Below are 26237 nucleotides of genomic sequence, written 5' to 3' on the forward strand. Positions count from 1 at the left end.
ATATTTCTTCTTTCTGGGAAGAAGGATGCGGATGAGAGTCTTCTGTTTAATTTCACCTGGCTACTCAGATGATTTGGCAAATCATTGCTTTTTAAAGAGTTCTTAGGAGTAATTTGAAATGTCACGAGATGCCCTGATTGTTGGGGTGAGTAGCTATCAATTTTTGCCGAGCTTAAATGCACCCGCCCATGACGCAGAGGCGATCGCGCAACAGATTGAAACTTATGGAGATTTTCGAGTTGCTCGTTTACCAGAAATTGTGCAAGCTGAAAAACTGAGAATTGGCACAAAAACTCTTGTTACTTTAACCGAACTCGAAACGGCACTCGTTAAACTTTTTAAGCCAAAAGGTAACAACATTTCTCAAACCGCCCTGTTTTATTTTTCTGGACATGGCTTACAAAAGGAAGCAGGCATTCGAGAAGGCTACCTAGCAACAAGCGATGCTAACCCCAACGCCAATTTTCATGGGCTTTCCCTATTTTGGCTGCGTCGTTTATTGCAAGAAAGCCCTGTGCGCCAACGGATAGTGCTGCTGGATTGCTGCCATAGCGGTGAAATACTTAACTTTTTGGAAGCCGATCCGGGTGCCAAATCAGGCACCGATCGCCTGTTCATGGCAGCCTCGCGGGATTATGAAGCCGCCTACGAATCGCTCACAGGCGAGTACAGCGTTTTTACCAAAGCCCTTTTAGAAGGACTTGACCCACGAAGGTTAACCAGCGGCACAATTACAAACTATGCTCTAACGGATTGGGTCAGCACAACACTCAAAGGCGAATCTCAACAGCCCTTGTTTGAAAATTCCGGCAGTGAAATTATTTTGACTCGCTGTCAAGAGTCGCTGACAACAATTCAATCTTCCCCCTCGCCTGAAATTTGTCCCTATCGGGGTTTAGAACCCTTTCAAGAAGGACATGCTGAATATTTTTTTGGTCGAGAACCTCTGACCGACGAACTGTTAAACAAGCTGCGTACTGGAAACTTTCTCGCTGTAGTCGGCGCTTCCGGCAGTGGGAAGTCTTCGTTAGTCAGGGCTGGCTTGGTGCATAAGTTACAGCGAGGGCAAACTCTCTCTGGCAGCAATCATTGGCAAATTCGTTTGATTACGCCGACAGAGCAGCCGTTCAAAAGTTTGGCAAATGCGTTTATCAATCCAGCGGAGACTGTGATTGATCGGGCGGAACAGCTCCGTCGAGCAGAGATGATTTTGCAAGACGGGGCAGGATTGACTCAACTGGTTAAAGCGAGCCTGGTGTCGGCACCGACTAAAAATGCGCGGTTTGTGCTGATTATCGACCAGTTTGAAGAAGTCTTTACGCTTTGCCAGGGTGCCCATGCCGATCGCGATCGACACCGCCTGTTTAACTGTCTACTTACAGCACTAAAAGATACAGACAATCAGTTTAGTGTGGTCATTGCACTACGAGCAGACTTTTTCAGCAAATGTGCCCAGTACCAAGGGCTAGCAGAGCAAATTGAACACAATCTAGTCATGGTTACCCCGCTCAGCTACGACCAGATCAAAGCATCCATTCTCAAACCTGCCGAGAAAGTTGGGCTTCAGTGTGACCCTAACTTGGTTTACAACATGTTGCTAGATATTGTGGGCGCACCAGGTGAACTTCCCCTGCTGCAATACACACTGCTAGAACTATGGCATCGACGATGGCAAAATCCAGATGGAGGAGCATCTCGACTCACGTTAGATGCTTACACCGAGCTAGGGGGCGTGAGAGGCACATTACAAAAACGTGCAGATGAGATTTTTTACAGTTTCACTGCTGAAGAACAGCAGGTTGCAAGACGAATTTTTATTGCCTTAACTCAGTTAGGTGAAGGAACAGAAGATACACGACGGCGCGTACTCAAATCAGAATTAGTCAGTTCCCACTTCTCCACCGAGCTGGTGGAAGGAGTGTTGGAAAAGTTAGTAATCTCTAAATTAGTCGTCACAAATCAAGTGGTGCCGACTAATGGTTATCAACAGCAAATTGACCAGCGGCTTGCCAATGTTTCAACAGCGCTACGAATTGCCCAGGTGTTACGCAGTAAACCACGCCAAGTTGTGCCAAGCCATGCTCTCCGAGACGAAAATGCTACTGAATCCCATTCATTTCAAGCTGGCTGCACACTCAATGTGGAGCGTCTATCCCATGTTTCAGATTTAGAAACGTTGGAACTTCTGCCCGGAGAAACTTGCCAAGAGACCGTAGATATTGCCCATGAAGCACTGATTCGCAATTGGTCATTGTTACGAACCTGGTTGGATGAGAACCGAGAAATGCTGCGTCGTCAGCGTCGAATTGAGCGCACAGCACGGGAATGGTATGGCACGCAGCAGTCAAGATCGCTTGAATATTTGTTGCAGGGCAGTCATCTAGTTGATGCAGAAGATTTTTTGAATGTTTATCCCCACGAACTGTCGTCGTTAGCGCAGCGATATGTGTCGATTAGTCGAGAGGAAAGTTATCGATCGCATCGAGAGATGCGTTTACTCCAAATCACGATTCCTTGCGCCTTATTAATGGCATTAGGAGTGACATTTAATCAATATCGCGTGGCGTTAACCAACGAAAAAGAGAAGGATTATCAACTACAGGTGGCAACCTCGCGGCAGTGGTCGGCGATCGCCCAATCTATTTTGCAAGAACCAGACAGTGACCCAACACCTGCCCTGCTAATTAGTCGCTTGGCAGCAGAACGGGGGCATACCTACGAAGCAGAAGCTAGCCTGAGAGCCGCTTTGCAAAAGCTTCGACTTCAAGCAATCTTGCAAGCAGACAAATATTCCATCCAGCAAATCGCTGTTAGCCCAAACCAACAGATCCTCGCCACTTTAGATGCTGTGGGTACTGTTCGCCTATGGGCGCTTAAAACGCAAACGGTTGAACAGGTCTGGCAGATTGAAGTCCCCAAGCCTGCAAGCACGGGTATTGCAGATAATAAAGAATCGCCGTCTATGGTCAAAGGCACGATCGCGTTTACCAGCGATGGCAAGTTGGTTACCAGTTCTCTAGTCGGTATTCAAATTTGGTCAGCAGAAACGGGCAAACTATTGCAAACCTTAGGAGATGGACAAAGCGAGATCACCCATCTAACCCTCAGCCCCGATGGTGATTGGCTAGCTGTTGCTACCCGTGATTCCGCAAAGCGGATCTCTCAAGGAAATCGCTCCCTCCGCGTTTGGCAAATCAGTAGCGGCAAACTTCATCTCAACCTGTTTCAACCTGCCGACGTTCACAGTATCGACTTCAGCCCCGATGGGAAATTTTTAGCAATTGCTAGCGGTACCACGGCAACTCTGTGGCAAGTACAAACAGGGCAGCAGAAGTATCAGCTATCTCATGCAACAACAGTAAACCAGGCTGTATTTTCACCCGATGGCACTCTGATTGCAACCGCCGCCGAGGATGGCACGCGACTATGGCAAGTGAAGAGAGACAAGCTGCGTCAAACCCTGACTTCATCGCTGCTAGATAACAACCATCTTGCTCAACCATCCTCAACCACCCAAGTTGCATTTAGCCCCAACGGACAAACTCTGGCATCGGTTAAAACGAACGGTCAAGTGCAAGTGTGGGGGTTGAAATCGGGACAAGGACAAGGGCAAATTCAATCAGGATCGCAGTGGCATACGGCAGTTAGAACAGACCTAACCCGCAAGGACCCGCAGAAAGTGGCGATCGCCTTTAGCCCAAACAATCAACAGATTGCGATCTCCACCTCAACCAGCGATCGCGAATCTTCCACTATTGCGATTCGCGAATTATCCACAGGACATGAAGTTAGCCTGTTTCAGGAACGTTCCCACACGATTAATGTCGTTCAGTTTAGCTCGGATGGTTCATCCATTATGAGCGCCAATGCCGACGGCTCTGTTCGCTTTTGGACAGTGGATATAGATGGAGAATTGCCCACACTGGAAACCGTGGCAGAACCCATGCAATGGTCGGCTTTCCAGCCATCTGTCATTCAGACACCTTCTACAGCTCATTCATCATTGCAAGCTAGTCGCCCTCCGGTGAAGACGGCTGCGAAAGATTTGCCAAGTGGCATGGTCGCGATCTCCCCCAACGGCAATTGGCAACAGTGGGAACTGATCAAGCAGCCGTTTTCACCCAGTCCTAACAACCACACTTGCCAGACGAAAGGTGCTACTCGATTTTCTGCATCTTGTGCCAAAAAAACGTTCCAGGAAGTAATAAACAACGTTGGTAATGAATTTTTTGCCCTTGGCAGTAAGTTATACAAACGTTGGCAACCTTTGTCTTCTGAGACACCCGCTATTCAATCTTTGCCAGGTGCTTCAATCACACAGCAACCTCTCAATCACGTTGTGACAATGATCAAATCAACGCCTGCAAACATGAACCTAGTTAAGCAAATCACCAATGGTGCCAAACTTACGAGTACAGCCTTCAACGCGGATCATACTCTCTTGGCGATCGCAGATGATAGGGGCACTGTTGAGCTTTTGCAAGTCGCTACAAACCAAGCACTTACTCCTTGGCGCTCGTTGCAGGCTCCCATTACTACCACTCAACCTTCAACGAAAAAAAGCAACAGCAGTAGCTCTAGCGTTGTCCGTCAACTTGCCTTTAGCCCCGATGGACTCAAACTTGTAGGAACTGGAACAGATCGAGCCGTACGAGTTTGGAATGTGTCCACTGGAAAACTTCTCCATCGCCTCTCTGGACACAAAGGGTTTATCGAGCAAGCCCAATTTAGCCCCGATGGGCAACAGATTATCAGCGCGAGTTGGGATCGCACCATTCGCATTTGGGATAGCGCTACAGGGAGCCTATTGACGACCTTTTCTCATAATGATGCGGTTACCAGTGTTCAGTACAGCCCTGATGGACAGCGCCTTGCCATCACTAGCTTGGATGGAACGGCTCAAGTGCTAGATTCTCAGACTGGAACGGTGCGCGTGATCATGGCAGGTCATCGGGGAGCTGTACTAGATGCGAATTTCAGCCCCGATGGACAGGTTCTTGTGACCGCCAGTGCAGATGGTACAGCGCGATTGTGGGATGTAAATACTGGCACCGAAAAAAGTTTGCTACGCCCTTTCAAAGCCACGGAGAAAACTGACCCAATCAAGCGTGCTTTTTTTAGCTCCGATGGACAATATGTTGCGACTTTGAATGAGAATGGCAAGCTGCGGTTATGGACTGTCCATTGGCAGAGCTTGTTGGAACTTGCCCGCGATCGCAGCTTGCGCCAGCTAACACCTGAAGAATGCCTACGCTATTTGCGCCTTATTCCCAATGCTTGTCCTAGTTTGCCGCTCAATTCAATCAGTCATGCTAGCGATGATAAAAAAGGATTCTAATTTGCATTAGTTACCAGCATCTTTTGACAACCCTGGTTTTCCTTCGCGAAATTCACCCGTGTACCGCTTGCCATTGGCATAAACGACCGTTCCGCGACCATTAGGGCGACCGTTATACAGTTCACCTGTATAGGATTGGAACGTACTTTCCTTCGGAAAGGAGCAGGTGCCTTTTCCGCTCAAGGTGTTGTTGTAAAAAACACCGTTACAAGTAGTGCCGTCGGCATTTGTGACAACACCTTTGCCGTTAATCACACCTAAATAAAACTGCCCACTATAAGAGTAGGCAGTTCTTCCTTCTTTAAAGAAGGAAAATTTGCCAATTCCATGGGGTTGTCCGCCTGCAAATTGCCCAACATAGCGATCTCCATTGGCAAAACTGTAAGTGCCACGACCATGAAACTCTCCATTCCGAAAAGTTCCTTCATAGCGACGATTATCAGCTACTGCTAAAAAGACTCCTCTACCATTGGGTCGTCCATTTTTCATTTGCCCCTGATAGCGATCGTCAGTTTCATAAACAAGCGTGCCATTTCCAGCAAAGGTTTTATTCCGAATTTGTCCTCGATAGTACTTATACGGTGCGCCAACATCTTTATTAGATTGATTAACACAAATACCTTGACCACTATTTCCCTGAAATTGCCCTTCACATCGCCAAGTATTGTCATCCGCATCTTTTAGTTCGAGATAGCCATACTTTGCATACGCTGGCGTAACGCTGCTAAGTCCAAGCAAAGTACTGACTACTGCTAAAGTCATCCCATGATGAAAGGCGTGAATATATAGGTTCGAGCGACTTCTCATTTTGCCTCCTCAAAATTTTGTCAAGAACAGTTTGCCCAGATCAAAAGGGTTTAGCTAATTTATCCAATAACATTTCAAACACAAACCGTCTATTTAATAAGAATACGAAACTGTCTTCTCAACTGCAATCATTCTGCCCAAGTTGGCAAAAATTACTCTCCTTAAAAGCAGAAAGCTGTTTATATGAGCCGCTCAAAATCAACGTAAGAAGTATTTATTTCAAGGGCTCTCATCTCGACCAAAACACTACTTTGTGGGAGAACTAACTTAAGTTTTACTAAAAATAAGCACTAACTTATTCATAAGTAGCTGATTCAGGTCTTTTGTCATGTGATGCAAACGGATGCTTTTTTGCTCGGCAGCCTATTTGCAAGGCACTAATTAAGAAACGATTACTACTTCCAAAGTGAAGAATCTTACTGACAAAACTTATGATTTTCGACAGATGAATCTGATTAGAGTTATCTTGGAATTAAAGCAGTTAGAGGATGAAATCATGGGTTTGCAAAGACTAGTTGCATTGATTGGGGCAATGACAGTTGCGATCGCTGGTTGTAGCTCCGAAGACACTACTACCCCTACGGCTAGCACCCCATCCCCTACTCCTGCTGCGACTCCAATCCCTCAAACTGCCCTTGCTCCTGCTGCTCAACCGCTGGTCGTTCAAAAAAAGCAAAGCACTCGCGCAGTAGCAGGACTGATTCAACCCACTAATGCTGAAGAACGCGCAAAGCAGATTGAATCCGAAATCAGAAATAACGCAACTAAAAACCCATTTGTCGGCCTTCCTCCCGCACTACCCAGACCGACAAGTAATCCTTCACGACCAGTTCCCACTATTGCAGAACTTCCCAAAACAGGTGCAGCAGTTCCCAAGACAGGCGCTTCCAGACCAGGAACACGACCCGCAAGACCAACCAGTAGCAGGGCAAATAGCCCGACTGCAAATAGCCCGATCGCAAGTGGACCTTTAATTCCCCCTATCTCTTTAGGAGAGAATCCTACCCTTCCAAAAGCTCAAGACGCTCCACTAGGCTTTAATGTGCCTCCGGTTCTTCCTCCTCCTCCTGCGGCTCCTGTGCCACCTTCAACTACCACTGCAAGCGCTGTCGAAATAACGGGAGTTGTGTTTGTCGGCAACTCTCCTCAGGCAATTGTCATAGCGCCTGGTGACCCAGGAAGTCGGTATGTTGGTGTTGGACAGCGGATTTCTGGTGGAAGAGTGCTGATAAAACGAATTGAAATGGGTGCGGGTTCTATTCCCGTTGTCATTCTGGAAGAGAACGGTGTAGAAGTTGCCAAAAGTGTGGGTGAAAGATCCACAGCCCCCGCAAATCAAGCGAGTCAACAAATAAACCGACTACGGTCTTGAAAATGTTCGATTCCCAGCTTCCTAAATAGCTTCAGAGTTATCCAATCCGGACAATAGGGCTGCCCTCAAGTAAATGTGATTTAAGCGTTCGCTCAGATATTAATCGGGCACTCTAAATCTAATTACGTTATTTGAGAGGGGGATGGAAGCTATGCAAAAAATCCAATGTTGGGTTATTGGAGGAATGGTTTCAGTTGCTTCACTGGCTTTATCTAATGCAGTTGGGGCGATTCCAATGCAGTTAGATTATTTCTGCTATCAACAGCAAATGACAGGACGAGTTAAAGATTTAACCGGAGTCTGCCAATCAAGTCAGCGCACCAATAGTGCTAGTGCGACGACTCAAATGGGAACTCCGATCCAAAAAAACGCATCCTCTTCAGCAATGCCTAGCAGTGGTAAGCCAAATGGGGGCAAAAAACTAGTTTCTGTGGAATCTGGTGCTAAGCGTGTTCTGGAGTTTTCAGATCTCAATTATGAGGATGGTGTCTTAGTCGGTTTTGCTAGAAACAAGACAGGTAAACAGATTGGAGAAGTTTCTATTAATTACGTCGTTTTAGAAAGAGAGTCTGAAACGAAATGGAAGCCTGTTTACAGTGGTTCAGCTAGAACCCAAGCAAATTCGCTAAAAGCCGGAGAAAAAACGACCTTTACAGCGATTCCTCGAACAAATGGAGACAAAATTGTGATTATGAAGGCTGAATTTTAAATCACACCTTAAATCATAGTTAACTAGTTTGCATTCTTCCTTACAGTTTGTGTGTGGCAATAGATGCCTCAATCATGTCAGGATTGAGAGAGTTGCTATGTCATGAGAATTTAGGTGCAAACATTAACATCTCCTTTACCATTTTTGGGGGCAGAGGTTGCAGCAGATTACGATGCTGCCAAAGTGATTATTCTGCCAATTCCATTTGAGGCGACTACGACCTATCGGCGCGGCTGTGAAAATGGACCCGCAGCCATTTTGGATGCGTCTCAGCAAGTGGAATATTATGATGACGACTACGATCGCGAACTGTGGACAGTTGGCATTTATACCCATGATGCGATCGCCGACACCCGCAATCATGCTCTGATGCCATCAGAAGAAATGCTGAGAGTGACTCAGGCAACCGTGAGCAAGCTCCTTGCGGATCATAAGTTTGTCATTTCCCTAGGTGGTGAACACAGCATCACTACAGGAATTGTGGAAGCATACCGACAGGCAAATCCTGAAGAGCCGTTCACTGTAGTGCAAATTGATGCCCATGGCGACCTGAGACATGAATACGAAGGCTCCATTCACAACCACGCTTGCATCATGCGTCGGGTTGTGGATATGGGTTTGCCAACTGTGCAAATTGGCATTCGCAGTCTTTGTAAAGAAGAAGCTGACCTGATTCGTGAAAAGCAGTTAACGGTGATTCGAGCGCGGGAGATTGCACTCCAACCTGACTGGATGGAAAGAGCATGGGCGGGCATTCAAACGGAGAAGGTATTTATTACGATTGATTTGGATGGAATTGATCCAACTTTAATGCCAGGCGTGGGGACTCCAGAACCAGGCGGTTTACACTGGTTTGGATTGCTCGTGTTTTTGCAACGTGTGTTTGAAACCCACGATGTGATTGGCTGCGATGTCATGGAGTTGGCACCAATCGCAGATTCTGTGGTTTCAGAGTTTACGGCTGCTAAATTGGTTTATAAACTGATTGGTTATCAGGCGATCGCCAAAGGCTGGTAATCTTTCATTCATTCACAGGGGCAACGTTATGGAGAAAATGGGAACCGCGATCGGAGGCTATGCACCAGACTTTGAGTTGCCAGGTGCCGATGAGGCTGTACACCACTTATCTCGATACTTAGAGCGGTTTCAGGCAGTCGGGGTGGTGTTCATGTGCAACCACTGTCCCTATGTTCACATGTATTTAGATCGACTGAAGCAACTGCAAGCTGATTTTGCGGACCAAGGATTTACCCTGATCGGGATTAATCCAAATGATGCCGAACGCTATCCAGATGACAGTTTTGACAATATGAAGGCATTTGTGACAAACAATGGGTTGAACTTCCCCTATTTACGGGATGTTACCCAGGATGTCGCTCACAGCTTTGGGGCAGAAAAAACTCCTCATGTTTTTCTACTTAATCGTGATGGCATTCTTTGCTACAGCGGACGCCTGGACGATAATGCTGAAGAGGCTGGTAGTGTAAGGGTCACCTACTTTCGGGATGCGATCGCTCAAACGCTCAGCGGTGCTCCAGTCAAGCCCACTTCAACGTCACCGATTGGCTGTTCGGTCAAATGGCGAACCTGAGGACTGGAATGATCAAGGTAAAAAATTCAATGTAAAAAATGATCACTGTCAATGGGTGGACGAAGTGATTTTTTAGCGAGTATGTTAAGAAGGTATTTGAGGCAACTGACACCCCATGGGCTTAACTTATCAACGGATAGTCTTAAAATTAAGCGGTGAAGCCCTGATGGGCGAACTGTCTTACGGAATCGATCCAGACATTGTGCAGAGTATTGCCGAAGAAATTGCAGATGTCACGGCAAACGGGGTGCAAGTTGCCGTTGTAGTCGGTGGCGGCAACATTTTTAGAGGCATTAAAGGTGCAGCAGCCGGGATGGATCGGGCGACCGCTGACTATATTGGCATGATCGCAACGGTGATGAATGCCATGACCCTACAAGATGCCTTAGAGCGGATGGAAGTGCCCACTCGTGTACAGACTGCGATCTCAATGCAGCAAATTGCCGAACCCTACATCCGAAGACGTGCCATTCGTCATCTAGAAAAAGGGCGCATCATTATTTTTGGAGCAGGATCGGGCAATCCTTTCTTTACAACTGACACGACCGCAGCCCTACGAGCGGCTGAAATTGGCGCAGATGTGGTATTCAAAGCAACGAAAGTAGATGGCGTATATGATTCAGACCCGCGGACGAATCCAAATGCGCGGCGCTATCAAACACTAAACTATGCTCATGTTCTTAACAAAGACTTGCGAGTAATGGACTCTACTGCCATATCCTTATGTAAAGAGAACAACATTCCCATCATCGTGTTTGACCTTTCAGTAAAGGGAAACATTCGCAAAGCGGTGATGGGAGATCCAATTGGAACCCTTGTCGGAGGTCTTTGTGAAGTTAGCTGAAGTTGAAGATCATATGCAAAAGGCGGTTGAGTCAACTCAACGGTCTTTCAATACCATTCGCACAGGGCGCGCTAACCCTTCTCTACTCGATCGCATTTCAGTGGAATATTACGGATCACCTACCTCATTAAAATCTTTAGCAAACATTAACATTCCCGATGCGAGTACGATTGCTATTCAACCGTTTGATCGAAGCAGTATTAGCCTGATTGAAAAAGCAATCCAACTCTCGGATTTAGGATTGACTCCAAACAATGATGGTTCTGTGATTCGTCTAAATATTCCACAATTGACGAGCGATCGCCGTAAAGAACTGGTTAAGCTTGCCGCTAAGCTTGCAGAGGAAGGCAAAGTCTCCATTCGAAATATCCGCCGTGATGCGATCGAGGCGGTGCGTAAACAAGAAAAGACGAGCGAAGTTTCAGAGGATGAATCACGCGATCTACAAGATAAGATTCAAAAAATGACCGACAAATTTGTGGCAAGAGTGGAAGAAGTGCTTGCGGCTAAAGAGAAGGACATTACCACTGTCTAAGACAGTTTCTAAAATGTGTAAGGGCAGGTTTGGTAATTGATTTGTCGGCAGAACCGTTGAATCTTAGCCAAGCCTGCCCTTACTTTTAGTTAAATAGTTAAAGCCCTTCTCTTGGGAAAAAGTTGAGTTAAAAGAAAAGTAGTTGCACATGGCGTCGGCGTCAATTAATGTGACAAGCACGTTCTTTTAAATAAATTTTAATATCAACTATAGAGGACCATGAAATTACTTAAGCAGTCTGAAAATGGCTGAGCGGTTTCTTTATAACTTCTATGCGTTGCGCGGGGCGAACTACATAAGCGACGTGCATGGGATAACCCTGAGAATAAATGGCATCAATCCGTTTCAAAGCATTTTCTCGATTTTGGAAGGAGCAAATTGCTTTTTCTTGACCGTTTGGATACCGAATACAGACTTGCCAGTTCATCTTTTAAATCCTCTTTATATAGGGGAAAATCAAATTCTTTATCTTTATGAATTTCCCATGAATCTATCCTAGAAGCCTAAAAAATAATTGGGTTCCGTATAATTGTTGAACTTTGCTAACAATCGCTCAAGCAATGCAAAACCCTTATCAATCGATGCTATAACCCATTCAAAAAAGGGATAAAAAATGGCTACGCGTTCCTCTTTGCAAAACTCTAAAAACTTGAGGAATTTCAGAATATAAAGTTACTTTATTCAATCTCTGTAAATCTGCTGACTTCTCTAATCCAGTTAGGGCAACGCTTTAAAGTAAGACACAGTCAATAATCGTTTGGCGGGCGGTAATTCGTCTCTTAAAAAAAGGAATTTTATAGAGCTTTGAAGAACTCTAGCTCTAGTGTGTTGTTTGATAGACCCTCTGTAGGTTAGTTTTACGAAAGATATTTTAGTTAAGTTACTGAAGGAGAGTTCCAGCATGACGTTTGATTGTATCGTTGTGGGAGCCGGACCGGCTGGTGCATCTGCTGCCTATCATTTAGCAAAACGCGGACGCTCGGTGATTTTGCTAGAGAAACAAGCACTACCTCGATACAAACCTTGTGCAGGTGGAGTTTCTCCTGAAGTAGCTCAATGGTTTGATTTTGACTTTTCACCTGCGATCGCCTGTAAGGTCGAAAACTTGCGCTACACCTGGAAGCTAGGAGATCCAATAGAAGCTCGCTTAGAAACCATGGAACCGATGTGGATGGTGCAGCGGGATGTCTTTGACCATTTCTTGGTTCAACAGGCGCAAGCGCAAGGTGTAGAACTGCGAGATAACACCACAGCGACGGGGATTGAGTTTAAGGGCGATCGCTGGCACGTTAATACAGCAAACGGTATGATTGAAGCCCGCTATTTGATCGCCGCAGATGGAGCCGCTGGTTCGATGCGGCATTGGTTAGGATTCAAACAGGTTAAGCAGCGAATGGGAACCATCCTAGAATCTTCTACTGCTGGAAACCAGCCTACTCTCGCTAAGTTTGAATTTGGCATGGTTAAAAATGGATATATCTCCAGCTTTCCAAAGGGCGATCGCTGCTCAATTGCGGGGGCAACTTTTCGCGGAAATGAGCCGTCTGACTTGCGCGCCACAATGACAGACTATGCTAAGCAAACGGGTATTAATCCGGCGGATTGTCAGCATTTCATTCAATCTATCTGTCTGTGGGATGGCAACCAAAAGCTGCATACGCAAAATGCCTTGTTGGCGGGAGAAGCAGCCTGCATGGTTGATCCACTAATCGCTGAAGGGGTGCGTCCCGCAATGTTTACTGGGGTCAAGGCAGCCGAGGCGATCGACCAAGCACTGTTTGGCAACTTAGGCGCTTTAGAAAATTACACTCAGGTAGTGAATGGTCGCTGGGGAGAAGAAATGCTTTGGGCACAGCGTATTGCCGGAGCTTTTTACCGATTTCCGGGGCTTGCTTACAAAAAAGGCATCAAGCGACCCAGAGCGACGGCTGCTTTTGGGCAAATTTTATGCGGTCAACTTCGCTATTCTGATATAGCCAGTACAGCAATGAGCCGTCTGACTGCTGGATTAATCCCCAGCATGGGGTAGTGAGACTATTCCCAACGCCAAAGTTTGATACTTTTGTCAAAGCTAGAGCTAAACAAAGTTTGACCGTCTGGACTAAATGCAATTGACTTAATTGTATCTTGATGACCCTTTAAAGCATGAAATGACTTGCTTGTTTCTACATTCCACAGGTTGATGACTTGATCTTTGCTTCCACTCGCAAGCATTTGTTCGTTGGGGCTAAATGCAAGAGTTTTTATCGTGTCTGAGTGGGCAGAAATAGTGTGCGTTATCGCATCTGATTGTGCTTCCCAAATGCGGATAGTCTGGTCAGCGTTGGCAAAAGCAAGATAGTGACCCATACGGCTGAAAGTAATATTAGACGTTATGTCACTGTTCCACGTTAGGGTTTGGAGAATTCGATTGAGGGGCAAATGCCAAAGTATGAGTGTGCGATCGCAGTTCGCAATCGCCAACATCTGACCATCAGGGCTAATGGTGATCGCACGAATTGGAATTATCGGCAAGGGAAGATTGTGAGAAAATTTTCCAGTGGATAGATTCCACACTTTAACTGCACCATCCTGACTGGCACTAATCAGGGTTTGTCTATTCGGGTTGAAGGCAATAGTTGAAATCGCTTTGGTATGCCCAGCGAGGGTACGTATCAACGAGCCAGTTTTTAAGTGCCAAAGATTAATAGTTTGATCATCACCAGCACTAGCAAGCACTTGCCCCTCACAGCTAAACGCAACCGATAGAACCCAAGCAGTATGACCTGTTAAGGTGCAAAATACTTTACCCGTTCGTAGGTTCCAAAGTTTCACCGTATTGTCTGTGCTGCTACTTGCCAGAATTCTTCCATCTGGACTAATAGCCATATCTGTAATAGTGCCTGAATATTCTTGCCATGTTTGCACACACTTCCATGGCTGAGAAAATGGCGTTTTTTCCACAGTATGTGGTCGTGTCGTAGAAGAAGTAGACTTTTGCTGGCTGGCTGAGTTGTTTTGGACGGGGGATGATTTTTTCACTCCAAGTCTCTTTGCCTTTTGCAAATCAGCTTCTGCGCCCAACTCAAATCCCAACATTGAGTTCACAAATCCTCGATAGCGATAGGCTTCAGCATAGTTAGGATTCAGTCGAATTGCCATGCTGAAGTCATTCAAAGCCTCCTTATAACGACCTCCTTTAGCGTGTTCGGCTCCTTGGTCGTAGTAGATTTCTGGTCTAGTATGCTTAGTAGATACTTCCGTAGAGACTGGCCGCGGCGTAGGCTGTGACGCGACTGTTGCGCTGTCGATGGGTATCTGCATGGGCAGGTGATCTTTAAGATATTGATAAGCTTCATTAATCAGCTTGATCTTTTCCTCTGCCTGTTGCTTTGAATGAGATTGTTGGCCGACTCGATCCGGATGCCAAATGTTTGCTAGCTTTCGGTAAGCTCGTTTGACTTCTGCGAAAGGTGCGTTAGGAGAGAGTTCTAGGACTGCGTAATAGCGGTTGATTTCTACCATGCAACAGATTAGCGATGCTAAAGAAAGTTCACAAGACGTGGGACTTAGCGTTCCCTCAACCTGTTTCCCCGTAACGAATCCGCAGCAAATCGAGACTATTCCCAACGCCAGAGTTTGATGGTGCGATCGCCACTGGCGCTAAATAAGGTGTAGTCGTCGCGTCCAAAGAGTACGGCAGCAACTGCATCGGTATGCCCCAGCAGCACTGGATTAGTTCTAGTGGAGGTAGGAGTCCAAATTTGAAGATTATCGCTGGCGATCGCCAACTTCTTGCTATCGGCGCTCCAAGCCAACCCATTTACTCGCCCCGATGCTGCTTCTAGCATTCGTCCTTGACGGCGATTTTTTAAGTTCCACAGTTTGACAGTGCCATCCCAACTAGCGCTTGCTAAAGTGGTGCCATCCGGACTAAACGCAAGACTAGAAATTTGATGGGCATGGCCTGTAAGAGTGCGAATTTCTGCTCCGGTTTCCGTGTTCCACAGTTTGATTGTCATATCGCCGCTGCCGCTGGCAAGCAGGGTGCCATCGGGACTAAATGCCAGCGCATCAATTCTGGCAGAATGCCCGAACAAGCCATGACGCTGGTGTCCCAACGCCATATCCCAGAGGGTAATAGGGTCGTGAAAACTACTGCTGGCAAGCAGTTTTTCCATGGGCGACACGGCTAGTGCTAATACGGTATCCGTGTGCAGAGGCAAATTGGCTAGTCGTCTGCTTGTGGCAATTTCCCAAAAGGTAATAGCTTTGTCGGCACTGCCGCTAATCACTAGGTTGCCATCGGGACTGATGACGAGAGCAGGAATAATATCCAGATGCCCGGTGAGGGTGCGAAGGGGTTGGAGAGTGTCGAGATCCCACAGTTTAATGGTGTTGCCGATCGCGCCTGCCAAAATAGGTTCCGTCGGGCTGAGGGCGATCGCATAAATTCTGCCCATCGCCTCGAAGGTGTGAATGCACTGCCAGCTTGGTGGAGCTTTGCGCCTCAACTTTGGCTCAGGGGGTGGCGCATTCAAGACGGTCGGATTGGGTTCTGAAACAGGTGCCAATCCTGGAGAGATCAAGCGGGGGCGGGGGGTGATTTGAAACGAGGGCTGAGCCGCTGGGATTCTCGCTGGAGGGAAGGAGGCTGATACGGAGAGCGGAGCTGGTATTGATGTTGCTATTGAAGCGGATAGGAATGAAGTTGGGACAGAGGAAGATGCGGCGATTCGTGGAACAATCCCTACGGGAATCGCTCCCTCCAAGTCTTGCAAAACCTCCGTTGCAGAGTGATAGCGTTTGGGAATAGCAGGTTCCAGCAACTTATCTAAAATGAATCCTAGCCTGTCGCTCACGGGATGAGTTAAAGATCTGCGCCAAATCCAGGCGTTTTCATGGGGATCAAACAGGTCATAGGGCGAAAGCTGGGTCAGTAAATGAATGCAAGTCACGCCTAAGCTATACAAATCGCTGGCAAAAACGGCTTTTCCTCTTGCCTGTTCCGGCGCTACATATTCTGGGCTGCCAATGGTGGTTCCAGTTTGCAACGGCTCCAAACCTTTCACCGATTTGGCGGCTCCAAAATCCACCAGCCCCAATCGCCCGATCTCAGTCTGTCCCATTTTCGGTTCCGATGCTTGCCGCAGTTCAAACAATAGACGGTTGGCATCGGCAACCAGATATTGACGCTGTGCTAAAGCCAGAGCAGGATAGCGGGCAAACTGAGCAGCAAGTTGTTCACAGTGAGTTTGTAGTCCAATTGCAAAATCCTTTGGCGGTTGAGAGAGGCTAAAACTGAGCAACTCATGAAATCGGTAAGATGGATTCATCACATTCCGAAAACCCTGGGCAGCTTCAGTGGCAAGGGCTTGCTGCAAACTTGTCCAGTCGAGTTTTCCAGATTGCAGCAATGTCATGCCGCCTGGAGGAGTTGCCATACTAATGATGTTGCCGGGTTTGATATCGCGATGAATTACATTGTGCGCGTGGATAAACTCCAGCACAGTCAATAGGCTAGTCAGCACTTCCCGCACCTGCACTTCGCTAAAGGCTCCCTGCGCCAATAGATCGGCAAGGGTTGTGCCATGGATAAATTCTTGAATCAAATACTGCTGTCCGTCTTGGCGAAAGTAGGCAAACAGTTCTGGAATTTGGGGATGGTGGCCTAAATCTTCTAGCCGAATTGCCTCTTTCTCAAATAAATCGGCAGCTTTCTTAAGGTTGCGCGGATTTTGAGCAACGGGCAAAAACTGCTTGATTACGCAGCGCGGCTTGGAGGGCTTGTCTTCATCTACCGCCAAAAAAGTCCTGCCAAACCCGCCTTGACTGATCGCGGCGATCGCCCGATAGCGATCTTTCAGCCACAGTGTTGCTCCACAATTGCGGCATGTTTTGGCACTATCAGGATTGCGAGGCTTCTGGCAATTAGGGTTGAGACAATGGGTCATGACTGGAAGTCACCAAGTACAGCCTATGATAGCTGACCTCTTGGAACCGCCTCGTTCATCTTTGACGAATCAGGTATTTTCTATTTTTGTTGATATTGACAACTCGGATTGTTAGGATTAGGATGGAAACATGAAATCATTGCAGCAGCTTGCTCAAGCTTCACCCAACTGGTCATTGGATGAATTAGTCCAGGTTGCGAACGAATTGTTGCCCCAATTTTTACCAGAAGAACGGGTGCAAAGTCGGATTCGAGAAGAAGTCACGCCTCGGCTTGTCCGCCATTACACCAGTCTGGAAATGTTGGATGAGCCGCTCAAGGAAGGACGGGAAGCTCGATATACCTATCGCCATTTATTGCAAGTATTGCTGGTTCGCAAGTTGTTAACCGAAGGCTATGGTTCCAGCGCGATTGGGCAATTTGCTAAAGCTAAAACCAATTCTGAATTGGAAAATTTATTGCAAGGTGGCGTTCAATTGACCATTACGCCTGCTAATCCAGCTTTAGCCTATTTGCAACAAATTCAGCAGCGAACGGGCGATCGCTCAATCTCCGCTGAAAACAAGCTGATAGGAAATGCTCCAGCCTCTCCGACTCCTGTTTCATTGCCAACTTCCTCACTGCCAACGCCCTCCCAGTGGTTTCGGATTGAGATTTTACCCGGTTTAGAGTTGCATGTGCGGAATGACTTTGTTTCTCCTAGTAGCTCTCAAGAACAGCAAACCCTGTTGCAACTGATATTGTCTGCCTTGCTCACACATACCCGAAAACGGAGGTCATCCTCATGAATCTGCCTCGCATTGATTTAATTCCCCTACAATCTGCGGTTTGCTCAGATCGCCCAACGACTCTAGATGTGTTGGTGCGGCTCACCCCACCCACGATTGAACTGGATACTAAACGCCCATCCTTAAATATTGGCTTTGTGATTGACCGATCGGGGTCAATGGGGTCACACAACAAAATTGATTATGCGCGCAAAGCAGCCTGTTATGCGATTGAACAATTGCTACCCAGCGATCGCCTCAGCGTCACGATTTTTGATGATCAGGTGCAAACCCTGATTCCCAACACTCCCGCCAATAACAAAGCCCGGTTTGTCCGCCAAATTCAGCAAATTCAACCCGGTGGCAGTACTGCTCTACATGGCGGCTGGCTGCAAGGCAGCATTCAAGTCAGTCAATACCTCTCGGCTCAGTTGAACCGAGTGATTTTACTCTCCGATGGTCTGGCAAACGTGGGCGAAACCAACCCTGATCGCATCGCTACAGATGTTCACGGCTTAACGAAGCGCGGCATCAGCACGTCCACGATGGGCGTAGGCGATAATTACAACGAAGACCTCTTGTCGGCGATGGCAAGTAGTGGGGATGGTAACTATTACTACATTGCTTCCCCAGAGCAGTTACCCGGCATCTTTGAGCGAGAATTGACTGGGTTAGTTGCCACGGTGGGCACTAATGTTGCGTTGGCGATCGCGCCTCAAGGCAATGTCGTGGTCGCGGACGTTCTCAACGACCTGACCGTCAACGACCAGGGAGAATTTCAGTTACCCAATTTGATTAGTGGCAGCCCACTGGATGTAGTTGTGCGATTCAAAATTCCTGCTTTGGCTCACTCATCTGACCTATGCACTATCCACCTTTCCTGGACTGATCCTCACCAAGCGCGATTGACCCAGCAAGCCGTATTGCACCTACCCGTCGTCACCGCTGCCCAATTTGAAACACTGCCACTCAACCAGGATGTGCAGCAACAGGTTGTTCTGATGATGGCAGCACGAGCAAAGAAAGAAGCTATCCGTCTCGTGGATCGGGGAGAGTTTGACGGTGCCAGTGCCGTGTTGCAAGAGGCAAAGAAGAGGGTGTTAGACTCCAATGTGCCTATGTCTGCCCCCGAAGCTGAGCAACTGGGTGATTTAGATGAGCAACTGCGAGCCAGAGATATTGCAGGTTCGCGCAAGATGGCGCAATACCAGACAAGTCGCCGCAGTAGCAGCCACAGCAGAGGACACACCAGCCTGTTCTACGCGCTGGGGAAAGGCATCATTTTGGGAGATATTTTGCAGCAACACACGGACGCGATCGTCAACTCTACTGATCGCACCCTTTCTGCAACGGGTGCTCTCTCCAGCACTATCCATCGGGCAGCAGGGGCAGAATTATTAGCAGCTTGCCAACAGGTGGGTGAATGCCCTGTGGGAGAAGCACGGATCACACCCGGATTTAAGCTGCCTGCTCAGTGGGTGATTCATACTGTTTGCCCTGCCTGGAATGGTGGCAATCAGGATGAAGAAGCCCTCTTAGCTCAGTGCTATTCACGCTGTATAGAACTGGCAAGTAGTCGAGGCATTCGAGCACTGGCGCTTCCAGCATTGGGGACTGGAAAATCAGGGTTTCCACCCGATATCGCTGCGCGCATCGCCTTAGAAACTGTGAGCCAATTTCTACTCCGAAGTACCGAGATGGGACGAATTCGGTTTGTCTGTGCGGATGCCACAGTACACATGAGTTTCATGAACGAGTTTCAGCGCATCGCTGGCTGGTGATCATCCACTCCTTTCGCATCTCGTCTGGTATCCCGTCTATCATCAAGAGAGAGGGTTTCAATTTCTAATTCATGCAATTTATTGATCAGTCCGAGATTCAAGTGAAGGCAGGGGATGGAGGCGATGGGCTGGTAGCCTTTCGGCGAGAAAAGTATGTGCCTGCGGGTGGACCATCCGGAGGCACTGGGGGTAGGGGTGGCTCAGTGATTGTAAAAGCTGTGGAGAACCTACAAACCTTGCTCGATCTTCGCTACAACCGTTTGTATAAAGCGGATGACGGAATGCGGGGTGGACCAAGTAAGTGCACAGGTGCGTCAGGGCACGATCGCATCATTGAAGTTCCCTGTGGCACCATGATCTTTGACGCAGAAACCGAGGAGCTGCTGGGAGATTTAGTGGAACTAGAGCAAACGGTCTGTGTAGCGAAGGGTGGAAAAGGCGGCTTAGGAAACTCCTGCTTTTTGACCAATCACAATCGCGCTCCCGAAAAAGCCATGCCCGGATTGCCCGGTGATTCTCGGATGCTGCGGCTAGAGTTGAAATTGCTGGCAGAAGTGGGAATTATTGGATTGCCCAATGCTGGAAAATCTACTTTTATTTCGGCAGTATCGGCAGCACGCCCCAAAATTGCTGACTATCCCTTTACAACGCTGGTGCCCAATCTGGGTGTAGTGCGGAAACCGACCGGTGATGGCACTGTGTTTGCCGACATTCCAGGACTGATTGAAGGGGCGCACTTAGGCGTTGGATTGGGATTTGACTTTTTACGCCACATTGAACGCACTCGTCTGCTATTGCACTTGATTGATGTGACCAGCGAAGACCCGATCGCCAGCTACCACACCATTCAAGATGAACTTTGTGCCTACGATCGCGGATTGGCCAATCGTCCCCAAATTGTGGCACTCAGCAAAATGGATGCTGTGGATGAAACTGTGGATGTAGAGGCGATCGCTGCCCAACTGCGTCAGATAAGCCACGCCCCGGTTTTCAAAATTTCCGCCGCTACCCGTCAAGGTTTGGATGCTGTTCTCAATCAAGTATGGCAGCAGCTAGACCAGCTTTTGGATGCGCAGAAAGAGAGTGAAGCCGTGAAAAGATAGAGAGTAAAGAGGTGCACGTTTTTACTCCCTCTCTTCCTCCTGCCCTATCGGAAAGATTGCCTTCACGCAAATCGACTGATTGGGTATGCTCTCGATGATCAACTGTCCGCCGTAAAGAGTGAGCAGTCGATGAGCGATCGCGAGTCCCAGTCCGATGCCTTGCTGTTCATAATATTGCCGCTCAAACTGCACATAAGCACCAACATTGGCAATTTGTGCGTTGGTCATGCCGCGCCCTTGATTAATGATCTCTATGTGATAAGCAGTTAGGTCTTGATGGCTTGAAATTTGAATGGGGGTGCCTTTTTCCGAAAACTTAAAGGCATTGTCAATCAGTTCAGTCATCACTTTTTCTACCTCAAAATGAGGACAGGCAAGAATAGCAGTGCCTAGTTCCACGTGCAGATCGGCAGCGCGATCGCGTTGTTGAGCCAGCTTCCTAGCGATTCCGGTAATAAAGCTACCAGGCTCATGGGTTTCGCCCAGCGGCAAAGTGTGAGATCGATCGGTCTCCCGCAGGAGGAGTTCTAACTTGGCATAGAGCAAAAAGTTTTGGACTAGGCGATAGAGCTTTCTAGTGCCCGATTGAATCGTTTGGGCAATTTCTAAAATTTCTTCTGGGGTCGCTTCATCCGCAATACCATGCAACAATTCTGCCGAGGTGAGAATAGCAGTCAGGGGGGTGCGAAATTCATGGGGCAGAGAGAGCGAAATGCTGCTGCGGAGATTACTCAATTGTTTTTCAGACTGAGATTGCAGCGCGGCGTGTTTGGCAAGGCGGGTAGCGATCGCTGCCAACAACTCTTCAGTCGTGCAGGGCTTGACCAGGTAATCATCGGCTCCTTGGGTCATTCCCTGTCGCACCTGTGCCTTACTGGCATTGGCAGTCAAAAAAATGAATGGAATAGTCGCGGTAATCGGGTTTTGCTGAAGTGTATGTAGCACTTGATAGCCATCCATCTCTGGCATTTGCACATCGCACAAAATGACATCAGGAACTTGCTGCTCAGCCAGCAGCACGCCAGCAGCCCCACTACTGGCCGCGATCGCCTGAAATCCCTCAACTTCTAACAAATCCTTCAGGGACTCTCGCACCAATAAGTCGTCATCAATCATCAAAATTGTTGTCATGAACCTAAGGTACCCAATGTGGAAATCAGCGAATCAAGGCGATTGCTTTCTTGAAGTTCACTGAGAAAATCGACATAAAGACGATAAGCAAAGCAAATCTGGGGACAATAAAATAGGGTCGCACTAGGCGATCTGCTGGCAGCCGTCGATTTATTGCCGCATCTGCCCTGTATGTGTTCGACGGCTGACCGCTAGCTTCCGCCCCTATTATTCTATTTGTAGTGTGGTTAATCCATCATTCACCCTTTTGAGTCATGACCGAGTTTCTGCGTCCTGAAAGTGAGATTTTTGATTGTGCTGCGATCGCCCGTTCTGTTGCTGTTTTGCAAACACAAAACGCTGAACTACAGGCAGAATTAGCCCAATGTCGGCAAGAGTTAGCAAAAGCGGCCCATTGCACGTTGGAAACACCCTTACATCTTTCAAATGACTGCACGGCAACTGCAAACCCTGTCTGCTTCCCAAACTCTTCAATACTGGAGGATTTAAACTCTTGTTCCTCCCCAGATTCGGAAGTTAAAGGGGCAAAAGCTGTTCTAAGCCAAAGTGAAGAATGGCTGCGGCTGGCGATCGATTTAAACCACATCAGCTTGTGGAGTTTGACGCTTGCTACGGGAAAATTAGCATGGACTGAGAATTGCTATCGGCTACTAGGCTATGTGCCAGGGGAAGTAGAGCCGAGTTATGAACGTTGGCGAGATCGCCTGCATCCAGATGATCGAGAGCGGGTTGAAACAACGTTTGCCCAAGCCACACAAATACAGACTGCCTGCCAAATAGAGTATCGCATTATTCATCCCGATGGCAGCATTCACTGGATAGTTGACCGCGCCCGTTGGAGCTATGACTCAGCCGGACAAGCCGTGCAAATGCTAGGGGCGGCAATTGATATTACTGAGCGCAAAGCGATCGAAGAAGCCTTTCACGATCTCAATGATGAGCTGGAGCGCCACGTGCAAGCCCAAACCCAACAACTGCAAGCTTCGGAAGCTAGTCTCCGCCGACAGGAGCAAGAATTTCGCACCTTAGCTGAAAATTCTCCCGATGGCATCTTTCGCTTTGATCTAGCGTTTCGCTATCTATATCTTAATCCTGCGGCTGCAAAGACTCTTGGACTGCCGCAATCGGTTGTTTTAGGCAAAAGCGATCGCGAATTGAGTCTGCCAGCCGAGTCGGTTACATTTTGGGAGCAAACGCTGCGGACAGTGATGCAAACCCAAACACTTTTGACGGTTGATTTTTCGATGTCAGCGCCTAACGGGGAGCGATGGTTCCAATCCCATAACATTCCTGAATTTGATGTTGATGGCAACTTGATATCCATTTTGGTGATTGAGCGCGACATCACTACTCTCAAGCAAACCGAAGCAGCACTACGTCAAGGCAAACAACGGTTTCAACGATTAGCGGCGAATATTCCGGGAGTCATTTTTCAGTTCCGCATCAGTACGGATGGCGATCGCACTTTGCCCTATGTCAGTCCTCAGTTTGAAGCCTTGTTTGGCATTTCCGCCGCAACCGTTGAGCAAGATGCGGAAGTGTTTGTGCAGTGCTGCCATCCCGATGATCGCGCATCTCTTGAAGCGGCTACGGCTGAGTCCTTCGCCACGCTAAATTCCTGGCAGTGGGAAGGGCGCTTTATTTCACCTTTGGGGCAAGTTGTTTGGATTCAAGGTGTTTCTAATCCTGAGCGTCAACCCAATGGCGATATGCTGTGGGATGGCGTTTTGCTAGATGTAAGCGAAGCGAAGCGCGGCGAAGCTGAATACAAAAGCAGCGAAGTCGATCGCCTGCGCCTGGAAGCAGAGCGGCAGCAGGCAGTGGAAGCGTTGCAATATAGCGAGGAACAGCTCCGCATCATTTTTGAAAATGCACCGATCGCGATCTCGCTTGCTGATGCTTATGATTACCGGATTGTGCGAGTCAACGCGGCACATCGACAGCTATTGGGCTATAGCGACGAAGAGCTTGCCAAAATGACATTTGTCGATTTTACCTATCCAGACGATGTTTTCACCAATGTCAATTGCATCCAGCGCTTAATTGAAGGCGACCAATCTCGATTTCAAATGGACAAGCGATTTATTAAAAAGAATGGTGACGTTGTTTGGACTACTCTCACTGTTGCTTTAATTCGCGATCGCGATGGCAACCCCCGCTATAGCCTCGGCATGTTTCAAGATAGCACCGCAGCTAAACAGCGTGAAGCGGAACGGCAACAGGCTGAAAACGCGTTGCGCCAAAGCGAAGAGCAGTTTCGCGCGTTTTTTGAAAATGCACCAATTGCGATCGGTCTTGCCACTATGAATGACCAGCGTATGGTTCGCAGCAACGCCAAATATCAAGAACTGCTGGGCTACAGCGACCCCGAACTCTGCCAGATGACGTTCCTGGATCTCACCCATCCCGACGATGTGACTACCGATCTTAAACTGTTCTACCAGCTTCTAGCGGGCTTAATTTCCCGCTTCCAAATGGAAAAGCGCTACATTCGCAAAAATGGCGACATCATCTGGGTCAATCTCACTGTTGCCTTGATCTATGATCCCGATGGCAAGCCGTTGTATAGCCTCTGTATGCCCCAAGACATCACCGAAGCCAAGCGACTAGATGCCGAGCGTCACCAAACTGAGGAAGCCTTGCGGCGCAGCCAAGCCAGTTTGGCAGAAGCTCAACGCGTTGCCCACGTGGGCAGTTGGGAGGTCGATCCCATGACTCAGCAAGGCACTTGGTCTGCGGAATTGTTTCGCCTGTTTGGGCTAGATCCCGATCAACCCAAACCTCCGATAGAACAAATTATCCAGTTAATTCACCCCGACGATCGCGCAATGTATTGCCAAGTGATAGATCAGGCATTTGGGCAGGGTGAACCCCATGCAGTCGATCATCGGCTCATTCGCCCAGATGGTTCCTGTGTGTGGCTGTCTAGCTTGGGGCAGGTCGAACGCAATGCTGCCGGGCAGGTGACTCGCCTTTTTGGGGTTGCCCTAGACATTACCGCTCGCAAGCAAGCCGAAGAAACTCTGCGGCAGCAAGCCGCTCGCGAACACCTACTCCGATCTATTTCGCAGAATATCTATCAATCCCTTGAGTTGGATGAAGTGCTGACCGTTGCCGTCAACGAGGTACGCCAAACCTTACAGGCAGACCGTGCCTTGATTTTTCACCTCACCACTAACGGCTCTGGTGTGATTTTGAAAGAGTCGGTTGTGTCAGATTACCCCACCATTGCAGCCATGTGGTTTGAAGATGAACACTTTCCACCGGCTTGCCACGACTTGTACCTTCAAGGCAACTCGCGCATTGTCTCTTCCACTGCTTTAGATGGCTGGGGCGATTGTTTAGTTGAGTTTATGCAGCAAACACAGGTGCAATCCAAAATTGTTGCTCCGATTGTGCATCGTAGTGATGCTGCTGTTCCTCATTTGTGGGGATTGCTGATTGTTCATGCCTGCGCCGAAAAACGGCAATGGCTACCTGCTGAAGCCGACCTGATGCAGCAAATTGCCAATCAGCTGGCGATCTCTATTCAACAAGCAAACCTTTATCGGCAAGTGCAAACCGAACTGGGCGATCGCAAACAAGCCGAAGCCAGCCTCAGAAAATCGCTGCAAGAAAAGGAAGTGCTGCTCAAAGAAGTGCATCACAGGGTGAAAAACAACTTACAAATTGTTTCAAGCTTGCTGCGAATGCAATCCCGAAAAGTAGATAGTCTGCAAACCTTTAAGGTGCTGCAAGAATCTCAAAATCGAGTGCAATCTATGGCATTGATTCATGAGCAACTCTATCAATCTTCAGATCTAGCCGAAATTGATCTGAGCGAGTACCTGCATAGCCTCGTAAATAACCTTTTCAGTTCCTATGGCATTAGTTATCAACAAGTCACACTCAGCATTGAAACTAACGGCACCTATTTAAACCTCAACACTGCCATTCCCTGTGGCTTAATCATTAATGAACTCATTTCCAATTCCTTAAAATATGCGTTTCCCGCTAATCAATTGGGGGAAATCAGAATTTGTGTCACCTCAGTTTTAGATGAGTCACTCAATGAATATAAAGGCACTTTGTTAGTGATGGATAACGGGATTGGCATCCCTACAACCATTGATTGGCAGAATTCTCCATCTTTAGGAATGCGAATCGTGCGGAACTTAGTCCACCAGATTAAGGGAGACATTACACTATTGCCGGGAACAGGAACGGCTTTTCAAATTACATTTCCGATCACTGACGAGACGTAGGCGTAAAGTGCAAAGACTTCCTGCACATAACCCCTAGGCAGTAAGCAGAAACAGCATTCTATGCCCCAATAAGGCTGTGCAAA

The 26237-nt window shown here is 47.8% G+C and carries 17 protein-coding genes; 12 read left to right on the forward strand and 5 right to left on the reverse strand.

Annotated features, from left to right (window positions below):
- Positions 1–118: 118 nt before the first annotated feature.
- Positions 119–5338 carry a caspase family protein gene (locus JOY44_RS19395; RefSeq protein WP_171575209.1) on the forward strand — a complete coding sequence of 1740 codons (5220 nt, stop codon included), beginning with the start codon at positions 119–121 and terminating at the stop codon, positions 5336–5338.
- 6 nt (positions 5339–5344) lie between these two features.
- On the opposite strand, the gene JOY44_RS19400 is transcribed toward JOY44_RS19395, so the two are convergent.
- Positions 5345–6145: an MORN repeat-containing protein gene (locus JOY44_RS19400; RefSeq protein ID WP_171575210.1), complete on the reverse strand. Its 801-nt coding sequence runs from the start codon at positions 6143–6145 to the stop codon at positions 5345–5347.
- 496 nt (positions 6146–6641) lie between these two features.
- Here JOY44_RS19400 and JOY44_RS19405 point away from each other — a divergent pair, with 496 nt between their 5' ends.
- The 6 genes from JOY44_RS19405 to frr all read left to right on the forward strand — a co-directional run bounded on the left by JOY44_RS19405 (position 6642) and on the right by frr (position 11196).
- Entirely contained in the window at positions 6642–7517 is an 876-nt protein-coding gene (locus tag JOY44_RS19405; RefSeq protein WP_203032063.1) for a hypothetical protein, read from the forward strand.
- A gap of 151 nt (positions 7518–7668) precedes the next feature.
- Positions 7669–8226, forward strand: a complete 558-nt coding sequence (locus tag JOY44_RS19410) for a hypothetical protein (protein WP_171575212.1) — start codon at positions 7669–7671, stop codon at positions 8224–8226.
- A gap of 114 nt (positions 8227–8340) precedes the next feature.
- The gene (speB, locus tag JOY44_RS19415) at positions 8341–9243 is read left to right on the forward strand and encodes an agmatinase (RefSeq protein WP_171575213.1); all 903 of its coding nucleotides are present in this window, start codon (positions 8341–8343) and stop codon (positions 9241–9243) included.
- Between the two features lie 28 nt (positions 9244–9271).
- Positions 9272–9817, forward strand: coding sequence for a thioredoxin family protein (locus JOY44_RS19420; protein WP_171575214.1), 546 nt, complete (start codon positions 9272–9274; stop codon positions 9815–9817).
- Between the two features lie 115 nt (positions 9818–9932).
- Positions 9933–10661, forward strand: coding sequence for a UMP kinase (gene pyrH / locus JOY44_RS19425; RefSeq protein WP_171575215.1), 729 nt, complete (start codon positions 9933–9935; stop codon positions 10659–10661).
- A 13-nt stretch (positions 10662–10674) separates the two neighbouring features.
- Positions 10675–11196, forward strand: a complete 522-nt coding sequence (gene frr, locus JOY44_RS19430) for a ribosome recycling factor (protein WP_197985761.1) — start codon at positions 10675–10677, stop codon at positions 11194–11196.
- A 229-nt stretch (positions 11197–11425) separates the two neighbouring features.
- Here frr and JOY44_RS19435 read toward each other — a convergent pair whose 3' ends face one another.
- A complete protein-coding gene (locus JOY44_RS19435; RefSeq protein ID WP_171575217.1) occupies positions 11426–11623 on the reverse strand; it encodes a family 2 glycosyl transferase in 198 nt (65 codons plus the stop codon).
- 474 nt (positions 11624–12097) lie between these two features.
- Between JOY44_RS19435 and JOY44_RS19440 the strand changes: the two genes are divergently transcribed.
- On the forward strand, positions 12098–13225 hold the full coding sequence (locus JOY44_RS19440; RefSeq protein ID WP_171575218.1) for a geranylgeranyl reductase family protein: 1128 nt from the start codon (positions 12098–12100) through the stop codon (positions 13223–13225).
- A 5-nt stretch (positions 13226–13230) separates the two neighbouring features.
- On the opposite strand, the gene JOY44_RS19445 is transcribed toward JOY44_RS19440, so the two are convergent.
- Both JOY44_RS19445 and JOY44_RS19450 read right to left on the reverse strand, forming a co-directional pair.
- A complete protein-coding gene (locus JOY44_RS19445; RefSeq protein WP_171575219.1) occupies positions 13231–14700 on the reverse strand; it encodes a DnaJ domain-containing protein in 1470 nt (489 codons plus the stop codon).
- 95 nt (positions 14701–14795) lie between these two features.
- A complete protein-coding gene (locus JOY44_RS19450) occupies positions 14796–17129 on the reverse strand; it encodes a serine/threonine-protein kinase (protein ID WP_171575220.1) in 2334 nt (777 codons plus the stop codon).
- A gap of 130 nt (positions 17130–17259) precedes the next feature.
- Between JOY44_RS19450 and JOY44_RS19455 the strand changes: the two genes are divergently transcribed.
- The 3 genes from JOY44_RS19455 (at position 17260) to obgE (ending at position 20779) form a co-directional block, all read left to right on the forward strand.
- Positions 17260–17916: a MerR family transcriptional regulator gene (locus tag JOY44_RS19455; RefSeq protein WP_171575221.1), complete on the forward strand. Its 657-nt coding sequence runs from the start codon at positions 17260–17262 to the stop codon at positions 17914–17916.
- Positions 17913–19676, forward strand: coding sequence for a macro domain-containing protein (locus tag JOY44_RS19460; protein ID WP_171575222.1), 1764 nt, complete (start codon positions 17913–17915; stop codon positions 19674–19676). Before JOY44_RS19455 ends, JOY44_RS19460 begins: the two co-directional genes overlap by 4 nt.
- Before the next feature lie 71 nt (positions 19677–19747).
- On the forward strand, positions 19748–20779 hold the full coding sequence (gene obgE, locus JOY44_RS19465; RefSeq protein ID WP_171575223.1) for a GTPase ObgE: 1032 nt from the start codon (positions 19748–19750) through the stop codon (positions 20777–20779).
- 21 nt (positions 20780–20800) lie between these two features.
- Here the strand turns inward: obgE and JOY44_RS19470 are convergent, their stop codons facing one another.
- Positions 20801–21910, reverse strand: a complete 1110-nt coding sequence (locus JOY44_RS19470) for a response regulator (RefSeq protein ID WP_171575224.1) — start codon at positions 21908–21910, stop codon at positions 20801–20803.
- A 254-nt stretch (positions 21911–22164) separates the two neighbouring features.
- Between JOY44_RS19470 and JOY44_RS19475 the strand changes: the two genes are divergently transcribed.
- A complete protein-coding gene (locus JOY44_RS19475) occupies positions 22165–26154 on the forward strand; it encodes a PAS domain S-box protein (RefSeq protein ID WP_171575225.1) in 3990 nt (1329 codons plus the stop codon).
- Positions 26155–26237: the final 83 nt, after the last annotated feature.

Origin of the sequence: Leptolyngbya sp. Cla-17 (assembly GCF_016807185.1) — a bacterium.
GTDB lineage: Bacteria > Cyanobacteriota > Cyanobacteriia > Leptolyngbyales > Leptolyngbyaceae > ULC077BIN1.